The organism is Paenibacillus piri (genome assembly GCF_004354045.1).
GTDB lineage: Bacteria > Bacillota > Bacilli > Paenibacillales > NBRC-103111 > Paenibacillus_S > Paenibacillus_S piri.
This window is the reverse complement of the sequence record NZ_SMRT01000006.1, coordinates 221,905-248,092: the sequence shown is the minus strand read 5'-3', so window position 1 is coordinate 248,092 and position 26,188 is coordinate 221,905. Positions and strand designations below refer to the sequence as shown.

The 26,188-nt window shown below is 51.5% G+C and carries 23 protein-coding genes; 7 read left to right on the top strand and 16 right to left on the bottom strand.

Annotated features, from left to right (window positions below):
• Positions 1-70 precede the first annotated feature (70 nt).
• Complete coding sequence (locus E1757_RS15275; RefSeq protein ID WP_133229517.1) at positions 71-1,048, bottom strand: phosphotransferase family protein; 978 nt, start codon at positions 1,046-1,048, stop codon at positions 71-73.
• A gap of 424 nt (positions 1,049-1,472) precedes the next feature.
• Here E1757_RS15275 and E1757_RS15270 point away from each other — a divergent pair, with 424 nt between their 5' ends.
• On the top strand, positions 1,473-2,291 hold the full coding sequence (locus E1757_RS15270) for an SPL family radical SAM protein (RefSeq protein WP_133229515.1): 819 nt from the start codon (positions 1,473-1,475) through the stop codon (positions 2,289-2,291).
• A gap of 33 nt (positions 2,292-2,324) precedes the next feature.
• Here the strand turns inward: E1757_RS15270 and E1757_RS15265 are convergent, their stop codons facing one another.
• The 7 genes from E1757_RS15265 to E1757_RS15235 all read right to left on the bottom strand — a co-directional run bounded on the left by E1757_RS15265 (position 2,325) and on the right by E1757_RS15235 (position 11,270).
• A complete protein-coding gene (locus E1757_RS15265; protein WP_133229513.1) occupies positions 2,325-3,158 on the bottom strand; it encodes a carbohydrate ABC transporter permease in 834 nt (277 codons plus the stop codon).
• Positions 3,159-4,052, bottom strand: coding sequence for a carbohydrate ABC transporter permease (locus E1757_RS15260; protein WP_133229511.1), 894 nt, complete (start codon positions 4,050-4,052; stop codon positions 3,159-3,161).
• A 77-nt stretch (positions 4,053-4,129) separates the two neighbouring features.
• Positions 4,130-5,410 carry an ABC transporter substrate-binding protein gene (locus E1757_RS15255; protein ID WP_133229509.1) on the bottom strand — a complete coding sequence of 427 codons (1,281 nt, stop codon included), beginning with the start codon at positions 5,408-5,410 and terminating at the stop codon, positions 4,130-4,132.
• A 24-nt stretch (positions 5,411-5,434) separates the two neighbouring features.
• A complete protein-coding gene (gene melA, locus E1757_RS15250; RefSeq protein WP_133229507.1) occupies positions 5,435-6,910 on the bottom strand; it encodes an alpha-glucosidase/alpha-galactosidase in 1,476 nt (491 codons plus the stop codon).
• A gap of 400 nt (positions 6,911-7,310) precedes the next feature.
• Positions 7,311-8,399 carry a GntR family transcriptional regulator gene (locus E1757_RS15245; protein ID WP_133229700.1) on the bottom strand — a complete coding sequence of 363 codons (1,089 nt, stop codon included), beginning with the start codon at positions 8,397-8,399 and terminating at the stop codon, positions 7,311-7,313.
• Between the two features lie 261 nt (positions 8,400-8,660).
• Positions 8,661-10,064 (bottom strand): NAD-dependent malic enzyme, encoded by a 1,404-nt coding sequence (locus E1757_RS15240; protein WP_133229505.1) that lies wholly within the window; start codon positions 10,062-10,064, stop codon positions 8,661-8,663.
• Between the two features lie 168 nt (positions 10,065-10,232).
• The gene (locus tag E1757_RS15235; RefSeq protein ID WP_165972130.1) at positions 10,233-11,270 is read right to left on the bottom strand and encodes a redoxin domain-containing protein; all 1,038 of its coding nucleotides are present in this window, start codon (positions 11,268-11,270) and stop codon (positions 10,233-10,235) included.
• A gap of 401 nt (positions 11,271-11,671) precedes the next feature.
• Here E1757_RS15235 and E1757_RS15230 point away from each other — a divergent pair, with 401 nt between their 5' ends.
• Together E1757_RS15230 and E1757_RS15225 are read left to right on the top strand one after the other, a co-directional pair.
• The gene (locus E1757_RS15230; RefSeq protein ID WP_133229501.1) at positions 11,672-12,496 is read left to right on the top strand and encodes a C40 family peptidase; all 825 of its coding nucleotides are present in this window, start codon (positions 11,672-11,674) and stop codon (positions 12,494-12,496) included.
• 226 nt (positions 12,497-12,722) lie between these two features.
• Positions 12,723-13,217, top strand: coding sequence for a hypothetical protein (locus tag E1757_RS15225; protein WP_133229499.1), 495 nt, complete (start codon positions 12,723-12,725; stop codon positions 13,215-13,217).
• 14 nt (positions 13,218-13,231) lie between these two features.
• Here the strand turns inward: E1757_RS15225 and E1757_RS15220 are convergent, their stop codons facing one another.
• The 8 genes from E1757_RS15220 to coxB form a co-directional block, all read right to left on the bottom strand.
• Positions 13,232-14,134 (bottom strand): aldo/keto reductase, encoded by a 903-nt coding sequence (locus tag E1757_RS15220; RefSeq protein ID WP_133229497.1) that lies wholly within the window; start codon positions 14,132-14,134, stop codon positions 13,232-13,234.
• A gap of 62 nt (positions 14,135-14,196) precedes the next feature.
• Entirely contained in the window at positions 14,197-15,384 is a 1,188-nt protein-coding gene (locus tag E1757_RS15215; protein WP_133229495.1) for an MFS transporter, read from the bottom strand.
• A 298-nt stretch (positions 15,385-15,682) separates the two neighbouring features.
• The gene (locus tag E1757_RS15210) at positions 15,683-16,138 is read right to left on the bottom strand and encodes a DUF420 domain-containing protein (RefSeq protein WP_133229493.1); all 456 of its coding nucleotides are present in this window, start codon (positions 16,136-16,138) and stop codon (positions 15,683-15,685) included.
• A 34-nt stretch (positions 16,139-16,172) separates the two neighbouring features.
• Complete coding sequence (locus E1757_RS15205; RefSeq protein ID WP_246079210.1) at positions 16,173-17,066, bottom strand: cytochrome c oxidase assembly protein; 894 nt, start codon at positions 17,064-17,066, stop codon at positions 16,173-16,175.
• Between the two features lie 130 nt (positions 17,067-17,196).
• Positions 17,197-17,511: a cytochrome C oxidase subunit IV family protein gene (locus E1757_RS15200; protein WP_133229491.1), complete on the bottom strand. Its 315-nt coding sequence runs from the start codon at positions 17,509-17,511 to the stop codon at positions 17,197-17,199.
• Positions 17,512-18,132: a cytochrome (ubi)quinol oxidase subunit III gene (locus E1757_RS15195; RefSeq protein ID WP_133229489.1), complete on the bottom strand. Its 621-nt coding sequence runs from the start codon at positions 18,130-18,132 to the stop codon at positions 17,512-17,514. It abuts the gene before it with no gap.
• Positions 18,129-19,940: a cytochrome c oxidase subunit I gene (gene ctaD, locus E1757_RS15190; RefSeq protein WP_133229696.1), complete on the bottom strand. Its 1,812-nt coding sequence runs from the start codon at positions 19,938-19,940 to the stop codon at positions 18,129-18,131. The genes E1757_RS15195 and ctaD overlap by 4 nt, the downstream gene beginning before the upstream one ends.
• A 70-nt stretch (positions 19,941-20,010) precedes the next feature.
• Positions 20,011-21,039 carry a cytochrome c oxidase subunit II gene (gene coxB, locus E1757_RS15185; protein WP_133229487.1) on the bottom strand — a complete coding sequence of 343 codons (1,029 nt, stop codon included), beginning with the start codon at positions 21,037-21,039 and terminating at the stop codon, positions 20,011-20,013.
• 355 nt (positions 21,040-21,394) lie between these two features.
• On the opposite strand from coxB, the gene E1757_RS15180 reads away from it, so the two are divergent.
• The 4 genes from E1757_RS15180 (at position 21,395) to E1757_RS15165 (ending at position 26,187) form a co-directional block, all read left to right on the top strand.
• The gene (locus E1757_RS15180; protein WP_133229485.1) at positions 21,395-22,078 is read left to right on the top strand and encodes a YhcN/YlaJ family sporulation lipoprotein; all 684 of its coding nucleotides are present in this window, start codon (positions 21,395-21,397) and stop codon (positions 22,076-22,078) included.
• A 257-nt stretch (positions 22,079-22,335) separates the two neighbouring features.
• Positions 22,336-24,540 carry a DEAD/DEAH box helicase gene (locus E1757_RS37075; RefSeq protein WP_133229483.1) on the top strand — a complete coding sequence of 735 codons (2,205 nt, stop codon included), beginning with the start codon at positions 22,336-22,338 and terminating at the stop codon, positions 24,538-24,540.
• Positions 24,541-24,708: 168 nt separating this feature from the next.
• Positions 24,709-25,299, top strand: a complete 591-nt coding sequence (locus tag E1757_RS15170; RefSeq protein ID WP_133229481.1) for a guanylate kinase — start codon at positions 24,709-24,711, stop codon at positions 25,297-25,299.
• Between the two features lie 183 nt (positions 25,300-25,482).
• The gene (locus E1757_RS15165; RefSeq protein WP_133229479.1) at positions 25,483-26,187 is read left to right on the top strand and encodes a response regulator transcription factor; all 705 of its coding nucleotides are present in this window, start codon (positions 25,483-25,485) and stop codon (positions 26,185-26,187) included.
• The last annotated feature ends 1 nt before the right edge of the window (position 26,188 follow it).

Here is a 26,188-nt window from a genome sequence, read left to right as displayed (position 1 = left end):
TTGAATAGATTAAAACTTTTATTCCTCTTTGTCAATATATTTATTCCATCGTTTTTTACTTATGCCAGCTTCAAGCAAATTCGGCTGCCGTCTTTGCAACCAACCGCTTCAAATCGCGAACCCGATTCGGCGTCTCCGATGTCGAACCGTTCAGCATATCGCACAGGGCGATCAGATCTTCCAGCTTCGACAGCAGCTTCCAGTTGGCGGGCAAAACCCCGCCCGAGCGCACATAAGCGCTTGTCAAATGCCGTTCGAACCACGAGTCGTTCTCTTCGTAACGAAGTATATTCCCGATATCCGTAAGCCGGCTGCCGGAAAAAGCAAATTCCCAATCCAGAACCGCCGTTACTTCGCGGCCCGGAGCTTCTCCGATCAGCAAATTCAACCCGTTAAAATCCGAATGAACGAGCACCGGCGCCTCCTGATGCTCCGACAGCTGCGGCGCATACTTCAAGCAGAGCGCCCATAACGCCTGAACCAGCTCATCCCCGAGCCAATGTCCGCAACGTTTCGCAAACAAACTGTCCTCGATGAATGCGGTAAAGCTGCCTGCGTCCATCTTAAAAGGCTGTGCAACGCTCAATTCCGCGCCCAAAAAACCGGCTTCAGGAAACGTATAAGCGTGAATACGGGCAAGCGTACTGCCCACCGAAACGGCGGCAGCTGCTGTATCCCACTTCTCGCCCTGCCTCGATACATCCCGCAGCAGCGTCCCTTCCTTCCACTCCATAACGGCCCAAGGCTTTTCCCATTGCGTGCCGCTCCAGTCAGCCGCCACGATTCGCGGGACGGGCACGCTGTCTGCGATCAACTCGGATATCGCCAGTTCTTTGCCGGCTACCTCCGGCCCGCCACGATACAGCCGCAGCACGTATGGCTCCCGGCTGCCTTCAATACGCAGCTTATAATTGGAATTGCTGAAGCCTTCGCCCAACCGTTCGGCGGCTGTCACCCGTTTCCCGCCAAATACCGGTCCGACCAGTGCCTCGATCTGCGGCAGCTCCATCACTGCGGGCGCTTCCGTTCTTTCCCATTGGTCTTTCAATGTTGCGGCCTCCCCGCCTATTATTGTCTTTGTCTCATCATACGTGCTTCAACTAAAATATCCCCACAAAGTGAGGCCTTGCTTCGAAGCTGATACAGATACTTGCGGGGAGCCCCGAAATTTATACATTCTATACCATTCCTCTTCCATCATATACTAGCTGTCTTCCACTTCTATTGCACAAAGCTAAGTATATACACTTATATTTTTTATTCAACGAACAAAAGCGGCTTCATCCGTGTCCCCATGCAAGCTTCTCTATATTTCGTTATAATAGGGATAATCAGTTTCAGGCAATGAAGCCGAAAACAAGCACAGCCGGGGCCGCCTCATTCATGGAGGCGGCCCCGGCAAACAAATATATGGACGCCGCAGCGCTTATTGCTGTCCGGCGCGATCGGCATATGAAAGGAGTGTCGCTTGCATGCAGCCCATCCTCACCTATAAAACCCCCAAGCAGCTGCTGAACCCGGCCAGCGGTTATTTGACCGGCTACAGCCATACGCTGAATCCTTATGCCGGCTGCGCTTTCTCATGCTCGTATTGCTATGTCCGCGAAATGCCCGTCGCCAAATTCCGCCGCGAAGCATGGGGCACGTGGGTTGATGTGAAGGAAGGCGCCGCCGGCCTGCTGCGCAAAGAGCTGAGCAAAGCGAAGAACAAGGGGCCGGTCACGATCTTCATGTCCTCCGCAACGGACCCGTACCAGCCGGCCGAATACAGCGAACGGCTGACGCGTTCCCTGCTGGAGGCAATGGCGCTGGAGCAGCCGGACTTCCTGCTCGTCCAGACGCGCAGCCCGCTTGTCGCGCGCGATATCGACGTGCTGCTGCAGCTGAAAGACCGCGTCCGCATCAGCGTCACGGTCGAAACCGACCTGGAGCCGGTGCGCAAGGCGTTCAGCCCCGCCGCCCCGCCGGTGGCGGCCAGGCTGCGCACGCTGGAACGGCTCGCCACAGCTGGGCTCGACGTCCAGGCGGCGGTCTCGCCGGTGCTGCCCAGCTCCGCGCAGTTCGCCGCCCGCTTGGCGTCAGTCGTCCCCCGCGTATGCGTCGATGACTTTTTCATGGGCGACGGCAGTCTCGGCAAACGGACGGAGCGGCTCGGGATTCGCCGCATTTATGAGCAGCTCGGCATGACCGAATGGTATGACCGCAGCGCCTACATGCGCGTGCTGGATCAGCTGAAGGCGCATTTCGTCGAAGAGCGGATTTTCGTCAGTCAGGCCGGATTTTTGCCTTAATTACGCACATCCGATCGATTGTCGTCAACTGCGTTATCCTTTGACCGACCCCATTGTAATTCCTTTTATAAAATGCTTTTGCATAAAAATAAACAAGATCAAAATCGGCAAGGAAGAAACGATAATGGCTGCAAAACCGGCGTTGAAATCGGTACTGAACATGTCGAATAACCGGGCCATTTTGATCGTTAACGTCTTTAATTCATTTTTTTGCAGGAATAAGAGCGGCAGCAAGTAGTCGTTCCATATTTGCAGCGACATAATGATGGTCAGCGACGCGCCGACGGGCCGCAGCATCGGCAATATAATAATCCAAAATGTTTTAAATACCGAACACCCATCGATAGAAGCTGCCTCCTCCACTTCTTTCGGTACCGAATTCATAAATCCCGTCGTTACAAATACGCCGAACGGGAGATGTGTAGCGACAGAAAAGAAAATAACCCCTGTCAAGCTGTTCATAAATCCCATTCTTAAGCCAAGCAGAAAGATCGGCACGAATATAACTTGGTAAGGAATCAAAATTCCCGCAACAAATAAATAATAAGCGCCGCCAAAAAACTTGTTTCCTCCGCGCGAGATGGAGTAAGCTCCCATACAACTGAGGATGATAACGAGAATAACCGAGGTTGCCGTAATGATTACATTGTTCCCCAAGCTCTGCCAAAAGTTTAAAGCATCGAACGCCCGCTTGAAATTGCCCCAATCGAGCTGGCTTGGCAACGAGAACGGAGACGAGCTTGTCGATTCCTTGGAGGACTTAAACGCATAATTGATTACTATATAGGTAGGCACCAAATAAAGGATGCCGATAACGCTGATGAGAAGCTGCAGAAGAAACGTGCTCACATTAAACCGGGATTCCATCTACATCTGCACCTCTCTTTTTCTTAAAATAAGCAGTTGAGCCAGCGCAAATACAACCAAAATAATTAAAAACACAACCGACATGGCTGAAGCGTAGCTGGGCTGCTGCAAGCCAAAAGCCGTATTATAAATATGCATAATAATCGACTGCGAGGAATTTCCCGGCCCTCCGCCTGTAGAGGCGACGATCAACTCGAATACCTTTAAACTGCCTGTTGCAATTCCGATGGTGCAAATGGTTATAGAAGGCGCCAGCATGGGGATTGTAATATGGATAAACTTGCGGAATGCATTGCCGCCGTCTACCGTGCAGGCTTCGTAGAGATCTTTAGGAATACCTTGTAATCCGGCCAAGTAAATCAGCATCCAGTAGCCGATCCATTGCCAGTTATTTGCAATAACGAGCCCGCTTAAAACCGTATCGGGACTTGAAAACAGCTTGAAATTAAAATTGCTGCCCAGCAGCCCGTTTAGACTCGGCAAAATAACCCCGTACATTTTCGTCCAGATTTGTCCTACCAAAATAGGGCTCAGTAAAGCAGGAACAAAAATAATGGTCCGGTAAATTTTCTTCCCCTTAATGCTGCTGTCCATAACGACTGCAAGCAATAAAGCGCCGACATTTTGAATCAATGTATTAAAGATCATGAATAAAAACGTGAATTTGAAAGCGGAAGTAAAAATATCGTCGCTGAAAATAGCCGCATAGTTTTTAATTCCGACAAAGTTTTTATTTACACTCAGTCCATCCCAATCCGTAAACGAGTCGTACATCCCCATGAGGAGCGGAACGATCATACCCACGGTAAAAAAAATGAGGGGTGGAAGAAGTAAAAGTAAAAATTGCAGGCTTCTATAGTTGATCTTTCTTCCATATCGATTAGCAATCTTCATGTAACCGCCTCCATGCTACATACTAAAGGGGGACCTAAGTCCCCCTCCCGGAAAGATGAGCCTAATTTCGCTTCAAATTAAAATTTCACTTTGGACTTGAAATCATCGGCAGCTTTCAGCGCATTTTCTATTGTTTTTTGTCCGAATATCCATTCGGCAATATATTTTGAATATTCCACCTGGTATGCCCACGGGATTTGCACATTGCCGATATTAACATCGATAATGCCGTTTTTTCTATATTTTGCGATATCGTCGGCATATTGATTTTTAATTTCAGGCGACACATCCGTCAGCAAACTGAACGTTTTCAGCTTGTCCGCATAAAATTTGGCCAAGGTCTTGTCCGTCGCCAAAATTTCCAACACTTTTTTGACCTCTTCCGGATGTTTGGTTGTAGCGCTGCCGGAAAAGCTGTGGTCGGACTGGATGATGACTTTCGTATTTTTCTCATCCACAGCAGGAGTAGGGAAATAACCGATTTCAAGGTTCGGATTATTTTTCAGCACCTGTGTAGGCGCCCATGTTCCTGTAATAAACATAGCGGTTTTGCCATTGGCGAATATTTCCGCAGCGCCGGCAAGGTCGACGCCAAACGGATCTTCGTTGGTCAAAGGGTAAATTTGTTTGATATGCTCAAATACGGTTTTATATTCTGGCGATGTGGCAAACGATACTTTGCCGTTCTGCAGATCGACCCCCCATTGCGGGTTTTTCGAAAAGACGTCCAGCATTGCGAACTGCATCGTATTGTTGCCAACCTGAGTATCTTTAAAATGAGCGGTGAACGGAGTAATGCCTTTGCTTTTCAGCTTTTGGGCCACCTGCATCAGTTCATCCCACGATTTTGGAGGCTCGATGCTGTTTTCCTGGAATATTTTTTTATTATAGAACACGCCTTGAACATTGGATGTGTAAGGTACGGCATAGTCTTTATTATCCACTTTAAGATTATTGCGGACATCGTCGGTAAACTGTTTCATGAACTCCATAGAAGATAAATCCATCAGATGACCGGCTTTGGCATACAGCGGAATATCCGATGCTTTGAAATGAATAATATCGGGCAGCTCTCTCGCCGCGATTTTGGTTTGCAGAAGCGATTGGAAGTTCGCCCATACGATATTTTCGAATTCCAGTTTTACATGGGGCAGCGATTTGGCAACCGCTTTTTGCATTTCCGCATGAACCTCTTCAGGAAATTGCGTATTCCAATCCAAAAATTTCAATGTCACTTCCTTTTGCGTTCCCGAGCCGGAGGCGGATTTGTCCGATTGGGCTCCGCCGCACGCCGCTATAATTCCGACAAGACTCAACACTGCAGCGCAGCTGACCGATTTAATCAATGGAAATTTCATTTGTTAGACCCCTCTTCGATAATTTTAATTGTCATTATGTCCGACAATCAGTCTTTCGCCGCTTGAACCGGTAGCGTCGACTTCTCCCGACAACGCTGGCGGCACATAGCCGGCCGTCGATTTCGGAAAGCTGTAACGTCCTTGATCCGGCTGGGAGATATCGGACCATGTCCGGCCTTCACCGTTGAACTGCGGCATCCACGGAGCCAGCGCTTCAAACATTTCATCGCACATGTCCCATACTTGCTTGGTCGAGCAGACCGAAGCGGTTAATGGATCATGGAGCACCGCCAGCTTCACCAGCTCGCGATTGCCCGTCAACGCAGCCTGCACGGCCATCTCCTGAACGCTGATGCTGGTACGGCATGTTGCCGCGCACTGCAGCGGAAGATCGCCGACGAACGTCGGAGAGATGCCGTTGCCGTCCACATAACAAGGAATTTCAATCGTGCAGCCATCCGGCAAGTTCGTAATCAGGCCGCGGTTTTCAATATTGAAATGACCGCGGTACGTACGGCCGGTTTCAAGCGCTTCGATGATATAGGAGCCGTGCTCGTTAGAACGCTGGCCCAGCTTAATATATTCAGCCTCGCCGCTCAGCCATTTCGGGTACATTTCCTTGTATTCTTCCGTTTTCGCTCTGCAATGGTTTAAATAGCCTGCGGTCTGGCCGCCGATCCACACATCCGGATAAATCCATTGGTCGATTTCGTTCGGATTCTTTCTATACCACGGCAAATATTCGCTCAGATGGCCGTTCGATTCTGTGGAGTAATAACCGAATCTCCGCAGTACATCAATCCGGCAAGGCTCGCTTTTGGAAAGCTCGGGGTGGTTCTCGAACGCTTCCAGCAAATACGGAAGCATATCTTTCCCTTGATGCGTAACTTGCACATACCAGGTTTGATGATTAATGCCCGCACAAATAAAATCGACTTCCTCCTGCGGCAGGCCTAGCGCTGTCGCAATCTGCTTATGCCCGCCCTGCACGCCGTGACAAAGCCCGACTGCCTTGATGCCCCCCGCTCTGCGCAGCGCCCACGTATTCATCGCCATCGGATTGGAGTAATTCAATAACAGCGCATTCGGAGCAAGCTCCCGCATATCTTTGGCCAAATCGAGCAGCACAGGGATCGTCCGCATCGCAAAAAACACGCCTCCAGGTCCCAGCGTATCGCCTACGCATTGGTCGACGCCGTATTTAAGCGGAATTTCCACATCATGCTGAAACGCTTCCAAACCGCCGACACGCGCCATGCAAAATACGTAGTCCGCATCTTTTACCGCCTCGCGCTGACTGGTGGTAGGCGCTATTGTAGCGGCCAAACCGTTCGATTGGATCAGCTTCCGGCAAAGGTTGCTTACCATTTCCAAATTTTCTCCGTTGATGTCCATCAGCCGGAATTCCGTATCCCTCAGCTCGGGTACAGCCAAAATGTCCATCATCAGCCTTCTTGTAAAACCGACGCTGCCTGCGCCAATCATTGCGATTTTTAACAAAATCATCGACCTCCGTAAATTAACGTTTATAACTCGTACGTACTAAAATCGATTAATTAACAAAATAATAATATTTATACGTACAAATTTTATACGTTTTCATTATATACCAATTTCTAAAAATTTCAATATGAATTTGCAGGCTTCGGAAAAAATTCCGAATAAAAAAGCTTCTGACCGAAGCCCTTTCGATGAAGATACTTTCGTGCCTTAGAGGTAGCTTTTTTTGCAATATCAGAATTGTTCAGCTCCGCTGAAAACATATAAATTCTGATATTATCAAAAAGACCGTGCACAGGATAGCAGCCCATGCCGGTCTTGATTGGATTTCTTCTTTTATTGAATCAGGCGGGGTAGAGTCCCCATCTGATTCCCCGATGTTCAGCAAAGCTGAACGAGTTCACTTCGCCGGTCCTGTCGACGTACGGATAACGAGCTCCGGCTTGTACACGACGGACGACGCCGCGGAGCCCGTCTGCTTGCCCTCCACCAGTTCAACAATAATTTTTGCCGCATCTTCGCCCATTGCGCGCTTCGGGTGAACGACCGAAGTCAATTTGACCTCGGACATTTCGCTTAAATATGAATCGTCATAGCCTACGATGGAAACATCCTCTGGCACCTTCAGATTCATCTCCCTCAGCAGGTTAATGATTGCCAAAGCAATCGCGTCGTTATAGCAAAAAATCGCGGTGATCTCGTCTTTATACTGCTCCAGCAGCCGCTTGACTTCCGACTGGATTTTTTCCCTGTGATCCTCCGTGTTGTACGAAATGATGAGTCCGGGGGTAATCGGCACGCGGCGCTCCCGGTGGGCCCGGATAAAGCCGTTCATCCGATTGACGCCCTGCAGGTCGTCCGTCTTGAAGATTCCGACTATTTTTTTATGACCGAGGCCGATCAGATGGTCGGCTCCGACGAACCCGCCCTGTTCGTCGTCCACGATCAGACTTGGCGCCTGCAGCTGCGGGTACTGGGCATTAAACATCACGTAAGGGACCTGGTTCGTTTCCAGATTCAAATAGTAATTAATATTCGGATTAAACAAGGCGCTCTTGGTCGGCTCCACGATCAATGCATCGACATTTCTGGCCATGATGGATTCGATGCATTTTCTTTCCTTATCGATATTGTTATTGGTGCTGGCCAAAATGACGGTGTAGTCCTTGCTGCTCAAGTAAGACTCGATCCCTCTCATAATGGAGGAGAAAATATATTCCGATATATAGGTCGTAATGACGCCGATCGTTTTGTAATGACTTGATTTCGTTCGCTTGGAAGGATCGGCGCAAAACGTCCCCTTCCCCTGCCAACGGTAAATCCAGCCTTCGTTCTCCAAGTCGCCGATCGCCTGCCGGATCGTATGGCGGCTGACCCGAAACCGGTCCATCAGCTCGTTCTCCGTGCCGATTTTTTCATGAGGAAGCACGCTTCCCTGCATGATCCATGATTTGATTTCATCTTTTACCGTTTCATATTTGGATTTCATCATCTTCACCTGTTAATCATTTATACGGACAAGCTATTTTAACACACTTATCGATTTCGAATCCAGTAGCAAAATCGAAAGATTAACTTATACGGACAAGTAGACCGATTATTGATTTACTATAATTTCCATACGCCTATAGTCGAGTCGCAGGCGTTAGCAGCCAAAACCTGGACTTAAAATGCAAAGTACCCGCCGGTCCTGTACATCATTCGTACAGAATCTGCGGGTACATATCTTCAGCTAATCTCAGCCTCAAGCTTACCGGAAATCCGGCGGAATCCGCCGCGCGACTCCGGTACGGATAGCGGCTTCGATAACGGCGTGGCGCACACTGGTCACAACCTGCTCGTTAAAAATACTCGGTATGACATACGACTCGTTCAGCTCGGCGTCGGTAACTACGGAAGCGATTGCCCGGGCAACGGCCAGCTTCATCTCCTCGTTGATGTGGGCAGCGCGGCAGTCCAGCGCGCCGCGGAAAATACCCGGGAAGCAGAGCACGTTGTTGATCTGGTTGGGGAAGTCGCTGCGGCCGGTCGCCAACACCCGCACGTACGGCTGCGCAACTTCAGGATCGATCTCCGGTTGCGGATTGGCCAGCGCAAATACGATCGGATCTGCAGCCATCGACTGCACATACTCCACCTTCAGCAGACCGGCTCGCGATACGCCGATGAATACGTCTGCCCCCTGAATAACTTGATCCAAGGTTCCCGCTGTCGCTTCCACCTGCGGCTGCTCGGCGAGCCACTGCCACATGGGCTGCGCATACGATTCCCCGCGGACGATGGCGCCTTCGAGGTCAACCGGTACGAGCCGGGTGACGCCGGCAGCCAGCAGCATCTTGCAGACGGATACGCCGGCGGCCCCGATCCCGTTTACGACGACACGAATCGATTCGATCGGCTTTCCTACAACCTTCAGCGCGTTCAACAGGCCTGCGAGCATGACGACCGCCGTCCCGTGCTGATCATCGTGGAAAACCGGAATCTCGAGCTCCTCGGCCAGTCTGGATTCGATCTCGAAGCAGCGCGGCGAGCTGATATCCTCCAGATTGATCCCGCCGAAGATCGGGCTGATCGCTTTCACCGTACGGATGATTTCTTCCGTATCCGTCGTATCCAGGCATATGGGAAACGCATCCACGCCGGCCAGCTGTTTGAACAGCATCGCCTTCCCTTCCATGACGGGCGCGGCCGCCTGAGGACCGATGTCGCCCAAGCCGAGCACCGCCGTCCCGTCCGTAATGACGGCCACCGTATTTCTTTTGATCGTCAGCGAATAAGCCTTCTGCGGGTCTTCATGAATAGCCGTACACACACGGGCCACTCCCGGCGTATACACACGGGATAAATCGTCGCGGTTTTTGATCGGCATGCTCGGCTGCGTCGAGATTTTACCGCCTAGATGCGCCAGGAACGTCCGGTCGGACACGTTGATCAGTGTAATTCCTTTCAGCTGTTTAATCGCCGTCACGACTTCGGCCTCAGCCGAATCCTGAACATCCACCGTAATATCGCGCACCGAGGATTCTTTGCCGACACGGATAACGTCGATCGACGTCACATCTCCGCCGGCCCTGCTGATAACGGAAGCGACGTCCCCGAAAGATACTTGTTCATGAGCCAGCTCCACGCGTAAGATGATACTCGTATTTGCCATCAAAATTCCTCCCAGTGTGGTTCATTATTATGAACTTGGTTCGATATAGTGTATAATATTCTTATTTTATCATGTCTTTCTACGCGAGACAATCGGCATATCTTCCATTTTCAAATCGCCTGCGCCTCGTCTCCTCCAGCCGGACCTTTAATCTGGATTTCCTCTGCCTTAACGCACCGCCTTTCGCAGCGAATCTTCGTTCATCGGACCTTGTACTTTTTTGCGGATAATACCCTGCTCATCTATGATATAGGTTGCGGGATAAGCGGAAACGTTGTACGTTTTTCCGACCTCGCCAAGCGTGTCCAGCACGATCGGAAATGTAAGCTCCCAATGAGCGGCAAACGCTTTGACGACGACTTTGCTGGCCTCCGTCTGCGTTGCGTTCACCGATAAAATGACGACGTCGCGATCCTTGTATTCGCTGTAAAACCGCTCCATATGCGGCATTTCCACCTGACAGGGCGGGCACCATGTGGCCCAAAAATTAATCAGCACCTTTTGACCGCGGAAGTCGGACAGTTTTTTGATTGTGCCGCCCTCCAGGCTTTCCAATTCAAAATCGGGTGCGCGCTGCCCTATGCGAAGCCCCGTCGCTGCGTCGGCATATGCCGGATTCCCGCCGAATCCAGGCTTCTCCCATGTATTGGCCGCAACCGCACTGATCAGCGCATGTCCGAGCACATAAATGAGGAACAGCTGCTGCAGTGTTCTTCGTCCTTCCGGCGCTTGTCCTTTCAGACAATACAACAGCGTCGCCACACCCAATATGACAAGCAAGCCGTTGGTGGTAAAACTTACCTCTTCAAAAACAATTTCTAAAAGCCGATAAATAGTGTACCCTACCAATAGGGAGACGAGCCACGAATACTTATAATGGCCCCATTCAGGCGAACTATGGTCTCTTAGCCATACATAGCCTACTACGACGGCAGCTGCTATCCATGCCCCCTTTACACCCCCACTGAAATACAGTAAAGATATCGGGCTTTCCCAAACGCTTTGGAAGTCGGTCAGCAGCATGCTCAGCTTCCATACAAGCAGCCATATGAGCAATGCTTCGTATACCCGGTCGTAGCTCTTAGTTGTTGAATCCTGACCTCGCCTTACATATAGTTTCATTGCACCGAGGCCCGCTGCGACTGCGGCCGCTGTCATCCATACATTATTTTGCAAAACCAGGGGTCCCAGTATCCATGTGTCCATATGTTTTCCCTTCCTGAGAGCTGTCTGGTCGGAACGCCGCGCCCGCTGACGCCAAGCTTTCCCGAAAAGAACCGGCAGCATAATCTCTTAATTTCATTGTGGCTTGAGGACGGGAACATGTCAAATCAACGTTTTTAATTACCGTCCCATGTATTTTTTATAATGATAGAAAGCATAAGTTTTCAGCGGAGCTGAAGCTTTCTATCATTTCAAGAATACCTACATATAAATCGCGGTCGCTCATCTTGGATAGGCTTCGATAGAGGTTTTCTTATAATGATAGAAAGTATAAGTACCGGAAATTGCAACCAGGCAAGCCTTTGTTTGAAGGCCTCAATGGCCGCAAGCAGTTTACATAAAGGTTTGAATACATCACAGAACAACGGAGGTACAAAGCTTTTATGAAAAAATTTATTGCCGCACTGTTGATTGCCGCCACTGTCACTACAGGAGCCGGACTTATTTCTCCTCATTCAGCGCTCGCCGCATCGGAAGCTACAATTACGTATGGTGTCAATTTCAGAGTATCCCCGAGTACAGATTCCAAAGTGATCCGCACCTTGAAAAAGGGCGAAAAGATTCAAGTCATTTCACAGCCGAACAAATATTGGTATTACGTTCGAACGACGCAGGGCCAGCTTGGCTATATTTCAACAGACAGCAAGTACATATCCCTTAGCTCCAGCGGAGGGGGCAGCGCCGGCAGCGGAAGCGGCGGCTCAGGAAGCAATAGTGGAAGCGGAAGCTCCGGCAGCGGTAATGCCGGTAGCGGAAACTCCTCGAACAGCAGCACCGTTAACAAAATTATTGAAGCAGGTAAAAAATATCTCGGCACTCCTTATGAGTTCGGGTCCGACCGTTCCAATACCCGCACCTTCGATTGCTCCGACTTCGTTCGCCAAGCATTTCTCGACGGAGCAGGCATCAAGCTTCCAAGCGATTCAAGAGGACAAGGAAGCTATGTCAAAGATTTGGGCGGCACTAAAACTAACTGGCGCAACCTGAAAGCCGGCGATCTGATGTTTTTCATGGATTATAAAGGGACAAGCAAGTCGTCTTACCCTAGCAACATCGCCAATCAGCGCATCTCGCATGTCGGCATTTATTTAGGCAACGGTCAAATTTTGCATACGTACTCCAAAGCATCCGGCGGCGTACGCATCGACAGCATCGAAGGCAAGCACTGGGAATACCGCTTTATTTTCGGCGGAAGCGCGTTGAAGTAAACGTCAAACCCCCGAGATTCCGGTCCGCGACCGAAATTTTCGGGGGTTTTCTGCTGTAAACTGGGGCAATGGCGAAGCTTATGCTATAATCGATTCAACCCTAAAGTCCGGCGAAAAAGCAGCGGAGCAGACTGCGCTTCAATCAGCTGCATAACCCAGCCGCAAGAGGAAGCGTTCACGCCGGATCTCTATCCACCTACAATAAGACATGAATACGGAGGCAGCCATGCTCACATTTCAAGAAAAGCTTGCGATCATCGAATCATTTCCCGAGCTGAAACGGCATCAGGTTTCGCTTGGCCGGCTCAACTTTCATTATGAGGACAGCTGCTACGACAAGAAAAACGTGGTCTATCATTTGCATCCGAACGGCAACGGATATGTATACGCGGGGTATTTGACCGGCTATGATACCGATGACAAAGATATGGTCAATATCCGCGACTACTCGGCCGATGCGCTCCGCGACTTGATCCGTGCCTCGATCCGTTCTTTGTCGTCGGACCCTGCCGCAGAGAATGAGGCGGCGGAAGAGCATTCCCCTTCTTCTGGCGTACAGGAAGAACGCTGGATCGGCGGCGATAAACAAACGCTCACCCTCGTGTATGAGGATGAGCTGTGGCAATTATATTACGGCTCCCATCTGGAGTCCGCATTTGAGACGTATGAGGAAGCCGAGGCTTATTTGCTCGAAGAAGGCTTTACCCGCAAACAGCCGTAACTGAATAAAAATGTCTAGCCTTGTCCGACCCAACCCTTGCCCGCCTCCACCTCGTTCCAGCGGGAACGGATGGCTTGCATCTGCTGATCCGACAGCGCGCCTTTATCCGCCAGCAGCGCGTTCTGAACCCAACGGTCAGGGTTGGCCGTTCCGACGATCGCCGTGCATACTCCCGGCTGACTGAGCGTAAAGCGCAGCGCGGTTTCCACCGCTATCGCCGGGTCGCCGTTCAAGAAGTCGTATTTCAGCTGCCGCAGCCGTTCCCAATAAGTGAGATGGTAGGCGGAAGCCGGCTTCTCGGCGCCTGAACGCCATGCGACGTTGGCAATCGGCCGCTTGGCGATAACGCCTACCTGCCGGACTACAGCCTCGGGCAGCGTCAGCCGAACCGGCTGCTGGTCGGCAATGTTAACGGATGTTTGCAGCGAGTCGAATGCGCCGCACTGGATCGCATATAAAGCTGCGCTGCCGTCCCCGCTGTAGCCGATGTACCGTGTCTTCCCCGCCTCCTGGGCACGCTTCAGCACAGAGATGACTTCCCCGTCCCGTAGCATTTCTTCCTTACAGCTGTGAAGATGGATCAGATCGACATAGTCGGTTTTCAGCCGCTTCAGGCTTCGATCGATACTGTCCGCCAGCATCTTCGCGTCCCAATCCGGCGCATCGAATCCGGAAGCATGTCCGCATTTGGTGAACAAATAATAATCGCTCCGGCGGTGACCGACCGCCTGGCCGATCAGCTCTTCGCTCGTTTTATAGCATTCGGCCGTATCGATCACATTCAATCCCGCATCGAGCGCGCTGCCGAGCAGCCGCTCCACATCGGATAACGATGCGTTTTGAAAGCCTATTTCCGATCCTCCAAAGCCCAATACGCTTACATGCAAATCCGTTTTGCCCAGTCTTCTCTTTTCCATCGTTCTCAGCTCCTTTATTGGGATTTATCCTACATTCGAAACATTTCAGCCGCTTGCGCCGGCTATGCCTTGGCTGTGCCCTCGACAGGCTTTGTCCGGATCATGCGATACGCCAGCCATGCCGACAAGCAGCCTAACAACCCTACAATTACAAAGCCCTGCTGCAGCGTCAGCAGATCGCCCGCAACGCCCATGAACAGCGGTCCCAGAAACATCCCCAGCCCGTATATCGCCTGATAGAAGCCCATCGCGGTGGCCCGTTTGCCGGAGTCCATATGCTTGATGCTGAGCGCCATCAAAATCGGCGTCGCCAAGCCTCTGCCGAATCCGGCTATCGCCTGCGTAACAATGAGCACCCATAAATGCGATGTCATCGGAATGATGACGGTAAAAATACCGGTTAATATAAAGCCCCCTATCACTACATTTTTTTCGCCGAGCTTGGCGGATAAATGCCTTCCCCCTATCCATGCAGCCAAAGCGATCGGAAACGTGGAGAAAAACGTAAGCAGGCCCATATCGAGCTTTGTCGCCCCGAGCATCTGTGCATACACGGGAGTAAAGCCGAATACGGTAGCGAAAGTTAAAATCTGAAACAGGATCGCCAGGAACGATACGACAATCAGCATCCGGTCCCGGGCGACTTCGATAACGCCGTTCATTGTAATCTTTTGCGCATTTTCATCGAACTTCTCGACCAGGAAAAACGAGCCCGCGAGGCCAAGCGTTCCGACGATCGCTCCGATTAGAAAAGACCATTCCCAGCCATACAAATCCGCGAACCAGCCTCCGACCAAAATACCGAACATTTGACCGAGCGAGTTGTAGACGGTGATCGTCCCGATCGCTTTGGTCGTCTCCTCCTTGCGGTAGTAACTGGCAAACAAAATGGTAAAATCAACCCAGGTCGCTGCCGCCGCGCCGGCTAGCGCTCGCAGAATCAAGATCCATGTCACGCTCTGCGAAACCAGAATACCGGCCCCCGCCAGGGTGGTGAACAATAGGCCGAACACGATGAACATCCGTCTTTTATGAAACCTGTCCGACATAATGCCAACCGGAATTCGCAGCAGCATTTGGCTGAACCCGTACATGCCGACGATCAGTCCGGCCATTTTATGCGAGGCTCCTAAAAATTCCACATAAGCGGTCAGAATAGGCACGCATGTATACATGGAAAACCAGAATAACAAAGTCACGATGCAAAACAAAGGAATACGGTACTTAGGCGTTGCTTCAGTTGATGTCATACGATCTCCTTCCAACAGGCTGATGAGTTATAAATTGCAGCGCCAAACCGTTCACCGGTTGGAACCGTTACCATTCTACCTCGAATCATACCGCTTTATCGACGATATTGTAAGTGCTGAATTTTACTCCAGTTAGTATGCTTTTTTATATAAGTAACCTTAAAGTAAGCTAAATCGTAAAGTACCTCCCAATGCTCTTGAACATGCCAAAAAAGCCACACCGCTCTGCCGCCTTCTCAAGAAAGAGACATTCGTGTGACTCTTTTGCCCTGCCTGTTTGCTGCCGAAGCGAACCCGGCTACAAACCGAGTATCGCATCGATCATCGGTTTCGTGTCGCCGCCCGGATACAATATATATAACAAAATGTAGACAACGACGCCCGTCGGAGCCGTCAGCAGCCAAATGACCGCAGTCCAGCGGCCAATCCGTTTATGCTTCGCAAACCGCTTGTTAAATGCGTGCAGCAGCGTAATAATACCGAATACGGCGGCAGTCGTAGCCAGCGCAATATGAAAAAATAAAAACAGGTGATACGCCAGCTTCAAATGCTCCGGACCGCCGAACGATGTATTTCCCGCAAATATCGTACGCGACATATACACGAGAAAGAAGGCTAATGCGAAGCCGGCCCCCCACAGCATCAGCTTTTGATGCGTTTCACGGTTGCCTTTTACGATTTGAGCCCAACCGAAGGCTACAAAAACAGCGCTGATGACGATAAAAGATGTACTGATTGTAGGCAAAATGTGCATTTCGTTTTCCCACCTAATCTATCTGGATAAATATTTAAGCACGATTCATATTGGAATGAGGCTGAATAAAGTTTTCGGCCGCGGCCAAATCTTCCTCTTCCTCCTGCTTGCGCTCCAGCCGATACCAACGGAAGAATGTGTAGCCCAGTGCAATCGCATAGACAATTTCCTGTACGATCTTCATCACGACGCCGCCCAACTGTTGATCGTTGAGAACCGACATAAACAAAAACTGCTCGGAGACGTTTCGATACGATTGGTACAACGGCTCTTCCGCAAAAATAATTAACGCGCACGCGGGCGTAAGCAAAATCCCGTTGACAAAAATATACGCCATCCTGCGCAGATCGTTAATGCGGTTGTACTCCGGAAGCGGACAAAATACGGGAAACCACATTTGAAACGCCGCCAGCATAAATAAAATCGTATACAGATCGTGCATCAGCGGATCGGCCATCAAGAAATCCATAATTACCGGAATGTGGTATAACGAGAAAATCAGGTTGAATGTGAATAACGAAATTAACGGCGAGGCGAACACCTTCATGAACAGTTGCGCCACCCGGTAGCGCAGGAGCGGACGCAACAGCCATCCCGGCGTGCCAAGCAATAGAAACGGCGGCATCACCAGGTAAGAGATCGACTGCTGCAGCATGTGCGCGCTGAAGCTGTAATGGTGCCCGTAGTAGTACAGCGGACTGCCTTCTGCGATATAAAACAGCAGCAGCCCTATATAGAAAAAGACCTGCTGTTTGATGCCGGCACGCGAGCTGTCTTCAAAATGATGCCTCCAACGATTTACAGCCAACGCATACAACCAACCGACAATCAGCAATATAAGAATCAAGCCGGGGCTCCATAAAGCGGAAAATTGCGAAAAAGTGCCGCCGCCCGCATGTCCCATATGCCCCATCGGATCCGTATTCATGCCAACCTCTCCTTTCTGCTATGTCAACATCTTCATGGGTCTTGTAAAACATGGCTAATTTGTGAAAAATGGCGCAATGTTATTTAGCAAAAAAGAGGGGCTTTTATTGCTAAAAGCCTCCTCCTCCTGCCTACCACCACGTCCAATATACAGCCATGGCTACTCCTGTCAATGCGACGAAGAAGCCGAACATCAGACCGACGATTGGAAGCAGATGTCCTTTTTCTTTCATATGCATCCAGTAAGCCAGTTGAAATACAGATTGAACCAACGCCAAACCGACGAGAAAAATGATAATAAACGAACGGTCCAAGCCGCCGTAAAGCACTGCGGCAAATGCCAATATCGTCAACAAAATCGAAACGATGTAAGACAAGTAGTGATTTCTAGGTCCTTCCAGCTTATGCCGCTTTCCGGCATCCGATGTATGCTGATGGCTGCTCATTTATGGTCCCACCTTCCCCAACAAGTACACTACGGTGAAGATAAATACCCATACCACGTCAATAAAGTGCCAGTACAGGCCGGCTACATAATACTTAGGCGCCGTTACTACCGTGAGGCCTTTTTTCATGGATGAAACAATCAACAACGAAATCCACAGTACCCCGAACGCCACGTGCGCCCCGTGGAAGCCCACCAATGTATAGAACGAGGTGGCAAAAGCGCTCTTCGAGAAAACATGGCCTTCATGCACGTAGTGAACGAACTCATATATCTCCAAGCCCAGAAACGCTAAGCCAAGCACGACGGTAATGATCATCCAGAGGTTCAGCAATTTCAAATTGCCGCGGTGCAATGCCATAGTTCCAAATACGCTCGTTAAGGAGCTTGTTAACAAAATGAAGGTCGACAGGGCTACGATGCTTAATTGGAATATTTCCTGTCCTGTCGGACCGTCCGGCACCTGATTGCGCAATGCGATGAATGAGGCAAACAGCATACCGAACAATACGCACTCTCCGCCAAGGAAGAGCCAGAAGCCCAACACTTTATTTTTGCCTTCCATCGTTGCAGTTTCCGCATGAGGCGGCAGGGCGCCACCTACTTCATGATGTGCACTCATGCCTTAACCCCCTTATCTTCAAGCTCTTCCGGCTCGATATGATATCCCGGATCATCGTAAACCGATCTGAGGAACATGCTGCCCAGCATGATCACGCCGCCGATAGCGACCACAACATAGTTATGGTACATAAAGCCGAAGCCTGCAATGAAAAATCCGATCGAAAACGTTAGCGGCAAAATCGATGGCGAAGGCATATGAATCGAGCCGATCGGTTCGGCCGGCGTCATCTCTTTGTTGCCCGCCATTTTTTCCTTCCAGAAAGCGTCCAATCCGCGAACAAGCGGAGTTTGCTTGAAGTTATATTCAGGCGGAGGCGATGGAATCGACCACTCCAGGGAACGGCCATCCCACGGATCCGCAGGAGCATTCTTCGGCGAACGCGCCGCTGCAATGACGTTGATGATGAAAGCAATCGTACCGATACCCATCAGGAAAGCGCCGAAGGTACTGATCAGGTTGCCTTGCTCCAGGCCGACGCCCGGCTGATAAGTAAATACGCGGCGCGGCATACCCATCAAGCCCAGGAAATGCTGAGGGAAGAACGTCATATGGAAACCGATAAAGAACGTCCAGAAGTGAACCTTGCCCAGCTTCTCGTTCAGCATACGGCCGAACATTTTCGGCCACCAGTAGTACATGCCGGCGAACAAGCCGAGTACGAGGCCCCCTACGATAACGTAGTGGAAATGCGCTACGACGAAGTAGGTGTCATGGTACTGGAAGTCGGCTGGCGGAACCGCAAGCATGACCCCGGTCGTACCGCCCATAACGAACGTCGGAATAAATGCCGTTGCAAACGTGTTGGCCGTTGTGAACGTAATTTGACCGCCCCACAGCGTAAACAACCAGTTGAAAATTTTAACCCCGGTCGGAACCGCTATCGCCATCGTGGCAATCGCGAAGATCGCATTACCGACGGGTCCGATCCCTGTTGTGAACATATGGTGAACCCAAACCATGAAGCCCAAAAATCCGATCAACGCCGTAGCAAATACCATCGAGCTGTATCCGAACAAACGTTTTCTAGAGAAAGTACTTACAATATCAGAAATGATACCAAAGGCAGGCAGGATCAAAATGTATACCTCGGGATGACCGAAGATCCAGAAAATATGCTCCCAGAGCACCGGATTACCGCCCCTGCTGACTTCGAAAAAGGCTCCGTCGAACAAACGATCGAACATCAACTGAACCAATCCGACAGTAATCGCCGGGAAAGCGAACAAAATGAGCGCGGAAGTAATGAACGCCGTCCATGTAAAAAGCGGCATTCTCATGTAAGTCATCCCTGGAGCACGCATGTTAATGATCGTAACGAGGAAGTTAATCCCCCCGATTAACGTGCCCAGACCCGCTATTTGAAGACCGAGAACATAGAAGTCTACACCATGATATGTAATCGAGCTGTCAACAATAGTGGATAATGGCGCATAAGCCGTCCAGCCGGCGGCAGGCGCTCCGCCCAGAAACCAGCTGACGTTCAGCATGACACCACCGAAGAAAAATAACCATAAGCCAAGCGCATTCACGAACGGGAATGCAACGTCGCGCGCACCGATCTGAAGCGGAACGACCGCGTTCATAAAAGCAAAAATAATCGGCATGGCGGCAAAGAAAATCATCGTTGTGCCATGCATCGTTGTTAATGCGTTGAACGTATCGCCGATAAAAATCTTATTATCAGGATACATCAACTGAATCCGGATCAATACCGCCTCAATACCGCCAAGCAGGAAGAAAAATCCTCCGAATAGCAAGTACAAAATACCGATCTTTTTATGGTCAACGGTAGTGAGCCAGTCCATGAGTCCGGTGTAATGCTTTCTATCGTGAGAGTGAGCCAACGTATTTACCTCCTTTTTTCCAAGATGTTCATTATTGTAGAGCGTTCAAATATTTAATCAAATCCTTCACTTGCTGTTCTTCCAGATGCTTCGCACCCGTCGGACCGAACGCAGGCATTTTCGTGCCCGGCTTCACCGAATTCGGGTCGACAATCCAGTCGTGCAAGTTCTGATCGTTATTTTTACCGCGAGGCAGAACGCCGGCAATCATTTCACGTGATGCAAACCCGTTCAAGTTAGGACCGAATCCAAGCCCTTGCGCATTAACCGCGTGACAGGACAAGCAGTTATCTTTAAATACTTGCTCGCCGGCTTTCGCATCGGCAGGAATTGCGGCAGGCTTTTTCAATTTATCTACCCAGGCATTGAAATCCGCATCGCTCTTGGATATGACTTTGAAATCCATCAAGGCGTGCGAAGCTCCGCACAGCTCGGCGCATTTTCCTAAAAACACGGCGGCATCATCAGCTTCAAGATACATGATGTTGGTCATCCCTACGTTCGTATCCTGCTTGCCGCCCAGTGAAGGAACCCAAAAGGAGTGAACGACATCCGCAGACGTAATTTCCAAAGCGATCTTTTTATTTGTTGGAATTACGAGATCCTGAGCCGTTGCAATCCCCAGTTCCGGATAATCAAACTGCCACCAGAACTGATGCGCGGTTACCTTTACATGTACGGCATCTTTGTTCTCGATGTGGTTCTCCGAAAGCTTGACTGTGTAGCTGACCGTTGGGACTGCCAGGATGAGCAGCAAAATAATCGGAATAACCGTCCAGATGATTTCCAGCGTGTGACTGCCTTCCACCTGCTTCGGAACAATATCTTTATCGCCCTTTTTCTTCCGGAAGCGTACAAGCACATAAATGTAAATAACGAACACGACCAACACAACCAAGACCATGATCCCCAGGCTCAGCTTCATTAAGAACAGCTGATCTCTGGCTACTGGTCCTCTTGGCCTTAAGGCGGAAATCGTATCGCTTCCACACCCTGTCAACAGTAACATCATCAACCCGAAAAGAGGGATGAAACGCCACAGATTTTGCCATCGATTCATCTTATCAATCCCACCTCAAAGCTAATATTTTTCGAACAAAAGGTCATATATTGTCAATGAACCTAATCACCATAATTAACTATAAATACGTACCCCTTTTTTGTCAATGAATCTGGAGAAGTTCACAAATTGTTCTCAATCCTGCGCCCCCATTGGTTTTTTTAACTCTGCCTCTCGTATTTTATTTCCATAAACAATGACTTTTATGCACGAAAAAGACATTTGGACGGCGCGTATATTTACCCCGTTTTGATGAATCCTACACAGTAGAACTTCTCATCTGCCAACGGCCGATCCTCGGCTGAAAGCAGGCAGCGAAGCACATTCGGAGCGATCAGAGTAAGGAGGTTTTTTTATGCGGTATAAGCGGATAGGTCTTGCGCTTGTATGTGCAAGCTCGGCGGCCGCTCTAAGCGGATGCTTCAGCTGGTACGACTACAACAGCGCCAACAACTACGGCAGCCAGCGCGGCGCTCACCCGCAGGACAGCTCGAGAGCCTATCAAACGGCGCAGCAGTACACCATCGTGTCCCATAAGCATTCCAACCTCGATATGAGCCAGTTTTTGTCGGATCAAGTCGCCGCGATGAATGGCGTCAACAGCGCGATCGTGATGCTGGCGGATAATACGGCATACGTCGCGATCACGATCGACAATACGGCGGCCGGCACCAAAAGCTCCCCGCGGGAAACGAACAACGGGGGTACGGTTCGCGGCTTGTACAATGCGACCCAGCCTTTTAACGACAAGGCCGATCCCCGACAGCTCGCGACCGGCGTCAATTCCTATGAAACCGTTCAGCATCATGCCAACATTACGCATTTGTTCAAGCAGAAAATCGCCGAGAAAATCCGTTCCTTGCAGCCTACCGTATCCGATGTGTACATTTCGGCCAACCGCGATTACATTAACACGTTGAATACGATCGCGCAGGAAGCTTGGAAGGGCAACGATCTCAAGCCTTTTATCCCGGAATTCGATGCGATGTCCGAGCATATTTTCGGCACGCAGCCTACGCTGCCTACCCGTTCGGAGTAGATGCTGTCGATTTCATAAACATTCGCCTCCCGATGCAGCCAAGTCCGGCTCTGCCGCCCCTCTGTTTTCCTTCATATTATATATGAAGAAACGCAGAGGGTTTTCTTGTGGATCTGTTGGTTTCTTTTTCCTCCGGCTTCCTGTAGAATGCAGGTAGAACCACGCCGCTTCCCAGCGAAGCAGCCTGGAAATAGCACGTAAATTTTATTCATGCAATACATCGAATGGAATGAACGGAAGATAAGGAGAATACCATTATGAAAAATGCATTTGCCTCACTCGGTATCAGTCCGGAGCTTGCCGAGGCTTTGCACCGGCAAGGCTATTCGGAGCCGACTCCGATCCAGAAGGAAGCGATCCCTGTCGTGCTCTCCGGCGACGACGTCATCGCCCAGGCGCAGACGGGAACCGGGAAAACATTGGCATTCGTGCTGCCCATTCTGGAAACTATCGACGCCAAAAAAAATTACACGCAGGCGCTGATCGTGACGCCGACTCGTGAATTGGCAATCCAAATAACCGGCGAGATCAATCGATGGGCGCCGCTCAAAGACGTCAGCGTGCTGGCCGCTTACGGCGGCCAGGATGTGGAGCGTCAGCTTAAAAAGCTGGAGGGCGCCATCCATCTGATTATCGCCACGCCCGGCAGACTTCTCGATCACCTGCGGAGAGGTACGGTTCAGCTTCAGCGTTTGTCCACCCTCGTATTGGATGAAGCGGATCAAATGCTGCACATGGGCTTTTTAAATGAAGTCGAAGAAATTATCGTGCAAACCTCACCCAAACGGCAGACGCTGCTGTTCTCGGCGACGATGCCCGGACCTATCCGCAATTTGGCTAAAAGCTACATGCGGACGCCGCAGGAAATTAAAGTAAAAACAAAGCAGGTTACTTTGACGGAAATCGAGCAAATCGCCGTTAAAACGACCGACCGCGGCAAGCAGGAGGCGCTCGTCCGTTTGATCGACGAATACAAGCCGTATTTAGCGATGATATTTTGCCGTACGAAGCTGCGTGCAACCAAATTAAACCAGGCGCTGCAGGAAATGGGCTACGCATCGGATGAGCTGCACGGCGATTTGACGCAAGCCAAGCGCGAACAGGTGATGAAACGTTTCCGCGAAGCGAAAATCCAGCTGCTCGTTGCAACCGATATTGCAGCCCGGGGTCTGGATGTCGAAGGAATCACCCATGTGTTCAACTACGATATGCCGCAAGATGTGGAAGGCTACATTCACCGCATCGGGCGGACCGGCAGAGCCGGGCAGCGCGGAATGGCCGTCACAATGGTCGCCCAGCGCGACCAGGGGACGCTCGAGGCAATCGAGCGGGGCATTAACGCGGAGCTGCCGCGGCGGACGGTCAAAGCCGACGGCGAACTGAGCGAAGCCCGGACGAGCGGACGCAGAGCCGTGGCTGGGCGGCGGGCCGCAGAAAGCGACGACCCGATTGATTTGAGCACGCGCGGCGAGCATAGCGCAGCAGTACGCGGACGCCGCGGCGCGCAAGCAGGCGCTCGGCGCGGGCGCAACAGCGCGGCTGCCGACCGCGACGGCGGCTTCCCTGCCGGGCGGCGTTCCGACGCGGGCCAGCGCGGCGCCTCAGGCGCGCAAGCAGACGCTCGACGCGGGCGCAACGGCGCGGCTGCCGATCGCGACGCCGGCTTCCCGGCCGGGCGGCGCTCCGACGCGGGCCAGCGCGGCGCTTCCGGCGCCCAAGCAGGCGCTCGACGCGGGCGCAACAGCGCGGCAGCCGATCGTGACGCCGGCTTCCCGGCCGAGCGGCGCTCCGAAGCGGGCCAGCGCGGCGCCTCAGGCGCGCAAGCAGGCGCTCGCCGCGGGCGCAACGGCGCGACCGCCGATCGCGACGCCGGCTTCCCGGCCGGGCGGCGTTCCGACGCGGGCCAGCGCGGCGCCTCAGGCGCGCAAGCAGGCGCTCGCCGCGGGCGCAACGGCGCGACCGCCGATCGCGACGCCGGCTTCCCGGCCGGGCGGCGCTCCGACGCGGGCCAGCGCGGCGCTTCAGGCGCGCAAGCAGGCGCTCGCCGCGGGCGCAACGGCGCGGAAGCCGACCGCGACGCCGGCTTCTCGGCCGAGCGGCGCTCCGACGCAGGCCAGCGCGGCGCTTCAGGCGCGCAAGCAGGCGCTCGCCGCGGGCGCGACGGCGCGGAAGCCGACCGCGACGCCGGCTTCTCGGCCGAGCGGCGCTCCGACGCAGGCCAGCGCGGCGCTTCAGGCGCGCAAGCAGGCGCTCGCCGCGGGCGCGACGCAGGCGTGTGGACAACGAAGCGCGAAGCGCAGCGGATCGCGCGATCCGCTTCCGGCGAAGCCGGTCGCGGCGGCGGAGCAGCCGGCGGCGGGCGCGGCCGGAACGACGGGCGCAGCGCAGGCCCTGACACCGGCGGCAAGCCTCGCCCCGGCAAGGGCGGCGACGCCGGCCGGCGCGGTCGCCGCGGGCGGTAATTGCCGCCCGCACCGGCAGTTCCCCTCCTTCCGCTTCGTACGCTTTACGGCGTTCAGAGCTGCCGGTGCGAATATCGTGTAAAGTACCTTTACCTGCAGAACCAAAACAGGTAAAATGAAGTACACGCCGCTTATGTATCAACCTACCAAAACCAAGGAGGGGTATCCATGTACGAATTAAAAGAACATGACGTTATTTTTATTTTTACCGGTCCCAATGGAGCAGGCCGCAAAACGGTAGCCCAAATGTCAGGCGATACGCTTGGCATGAAACAGGTAATATCGTACACGACAAGAACACCCCGATCGGCGGAAGTAGACGGTCAGGACTATCACTTTGTAACGCGCGATGTTTTCGCCGAAGCACAAAAGAACAACGAATTTATCGAGGTTATCGAAATCGACGGCAATTATTACGGGGTTAAAGGACAGGACATCGCCAACACGCTGCACAAGCATGGCGCCGTTTATTTGATCCTTAACCGGTTTGGCGCCGAGGCCGTGAAGAAGCTGTATGACACGAATGCCGTACGCATTTTTATTTATGCCGACAAGAAAACGATCCTGAAGCGCGAAGAAGAACGAGGCGATTCGCCCGAGCTCATCGAACGCTATATGTCCCATTTTGAAGAAGAAATGGCTTATAAAGATCAGTGCGAGCATGTTTTTGAAAACCTCGATTTGGCGCATACCGTTTTTGATCTTACGAAAACATTGGACGACAATTACCTTCACCGCAATTTGGTTGATAAAGACTAGCCGCAACGTTTGTCGTTCCGGATATTTTTAAAAAATCTCTCTATATAATGGAGAGATTTTTTTGCCGTTCCGGCGCAAAGCCTGCTCGGCTAAACAAAAGAGGCTTGTTATGCGCTGCGGCGCTTCGTATGGTATGATCACGAAGAAACGGGTTATATCGGCCAAGGCTTTAAGGAGGATGCTATGGAAACGTCATACCGCAATCAAGTGCTGATCATTGAAGATGACGACCACATTAGACGTTTTGTGGCGATTAATTTGGACAGAAACGGCTTTAAAGTGTCTGAAGCCGCTTTAGGCAGGGAGGCATTGCGGCAGATCGCCTTCGAACGTCCTGACGTGATCGTGCTGGATCTTATGCTTCCGGATATGGACGGCTTTGACATTTGCCGCAGGCTCAGGGAAACCGATCCCGATATGGTCATTATTATGCTAACGGCGCGCGGCCAAGATCTGGACAAAATCAAAGGGCTAGAGCTCGGCGCCGACGATTATATTGTAAAGCCGTTTAACCCGCTGGAGCTGGTGGCCCGCATCCGTACGGTGCTGCGCCGCACGCAGTCTGTGGTGAAACGGCAAATGAATGTGCTCCGATCCGGTCCGATCCGGATTGATCTGGATGCGAACAAGCTGTTTAAGCATGATATATTAATTGAAGCGACACCGAAGGAATACCAGCTGGTCAAAATTTTTGTGCAAAATCCGAACAAGGCGCTAACCCGCAACGAGCTGATGAATCTTGTATGGGGAGAAGATTTTATCGGCGATACGAAAACAGTCGATGTTCATATCCGCAAGCTGCGGGAAAAGCTGGAAGACGATGATTCCAATCCGCAGCTGATTGAAACCGTCTGGGGGCTCGGATACCGCTGGAGAAAGGACGATTGAA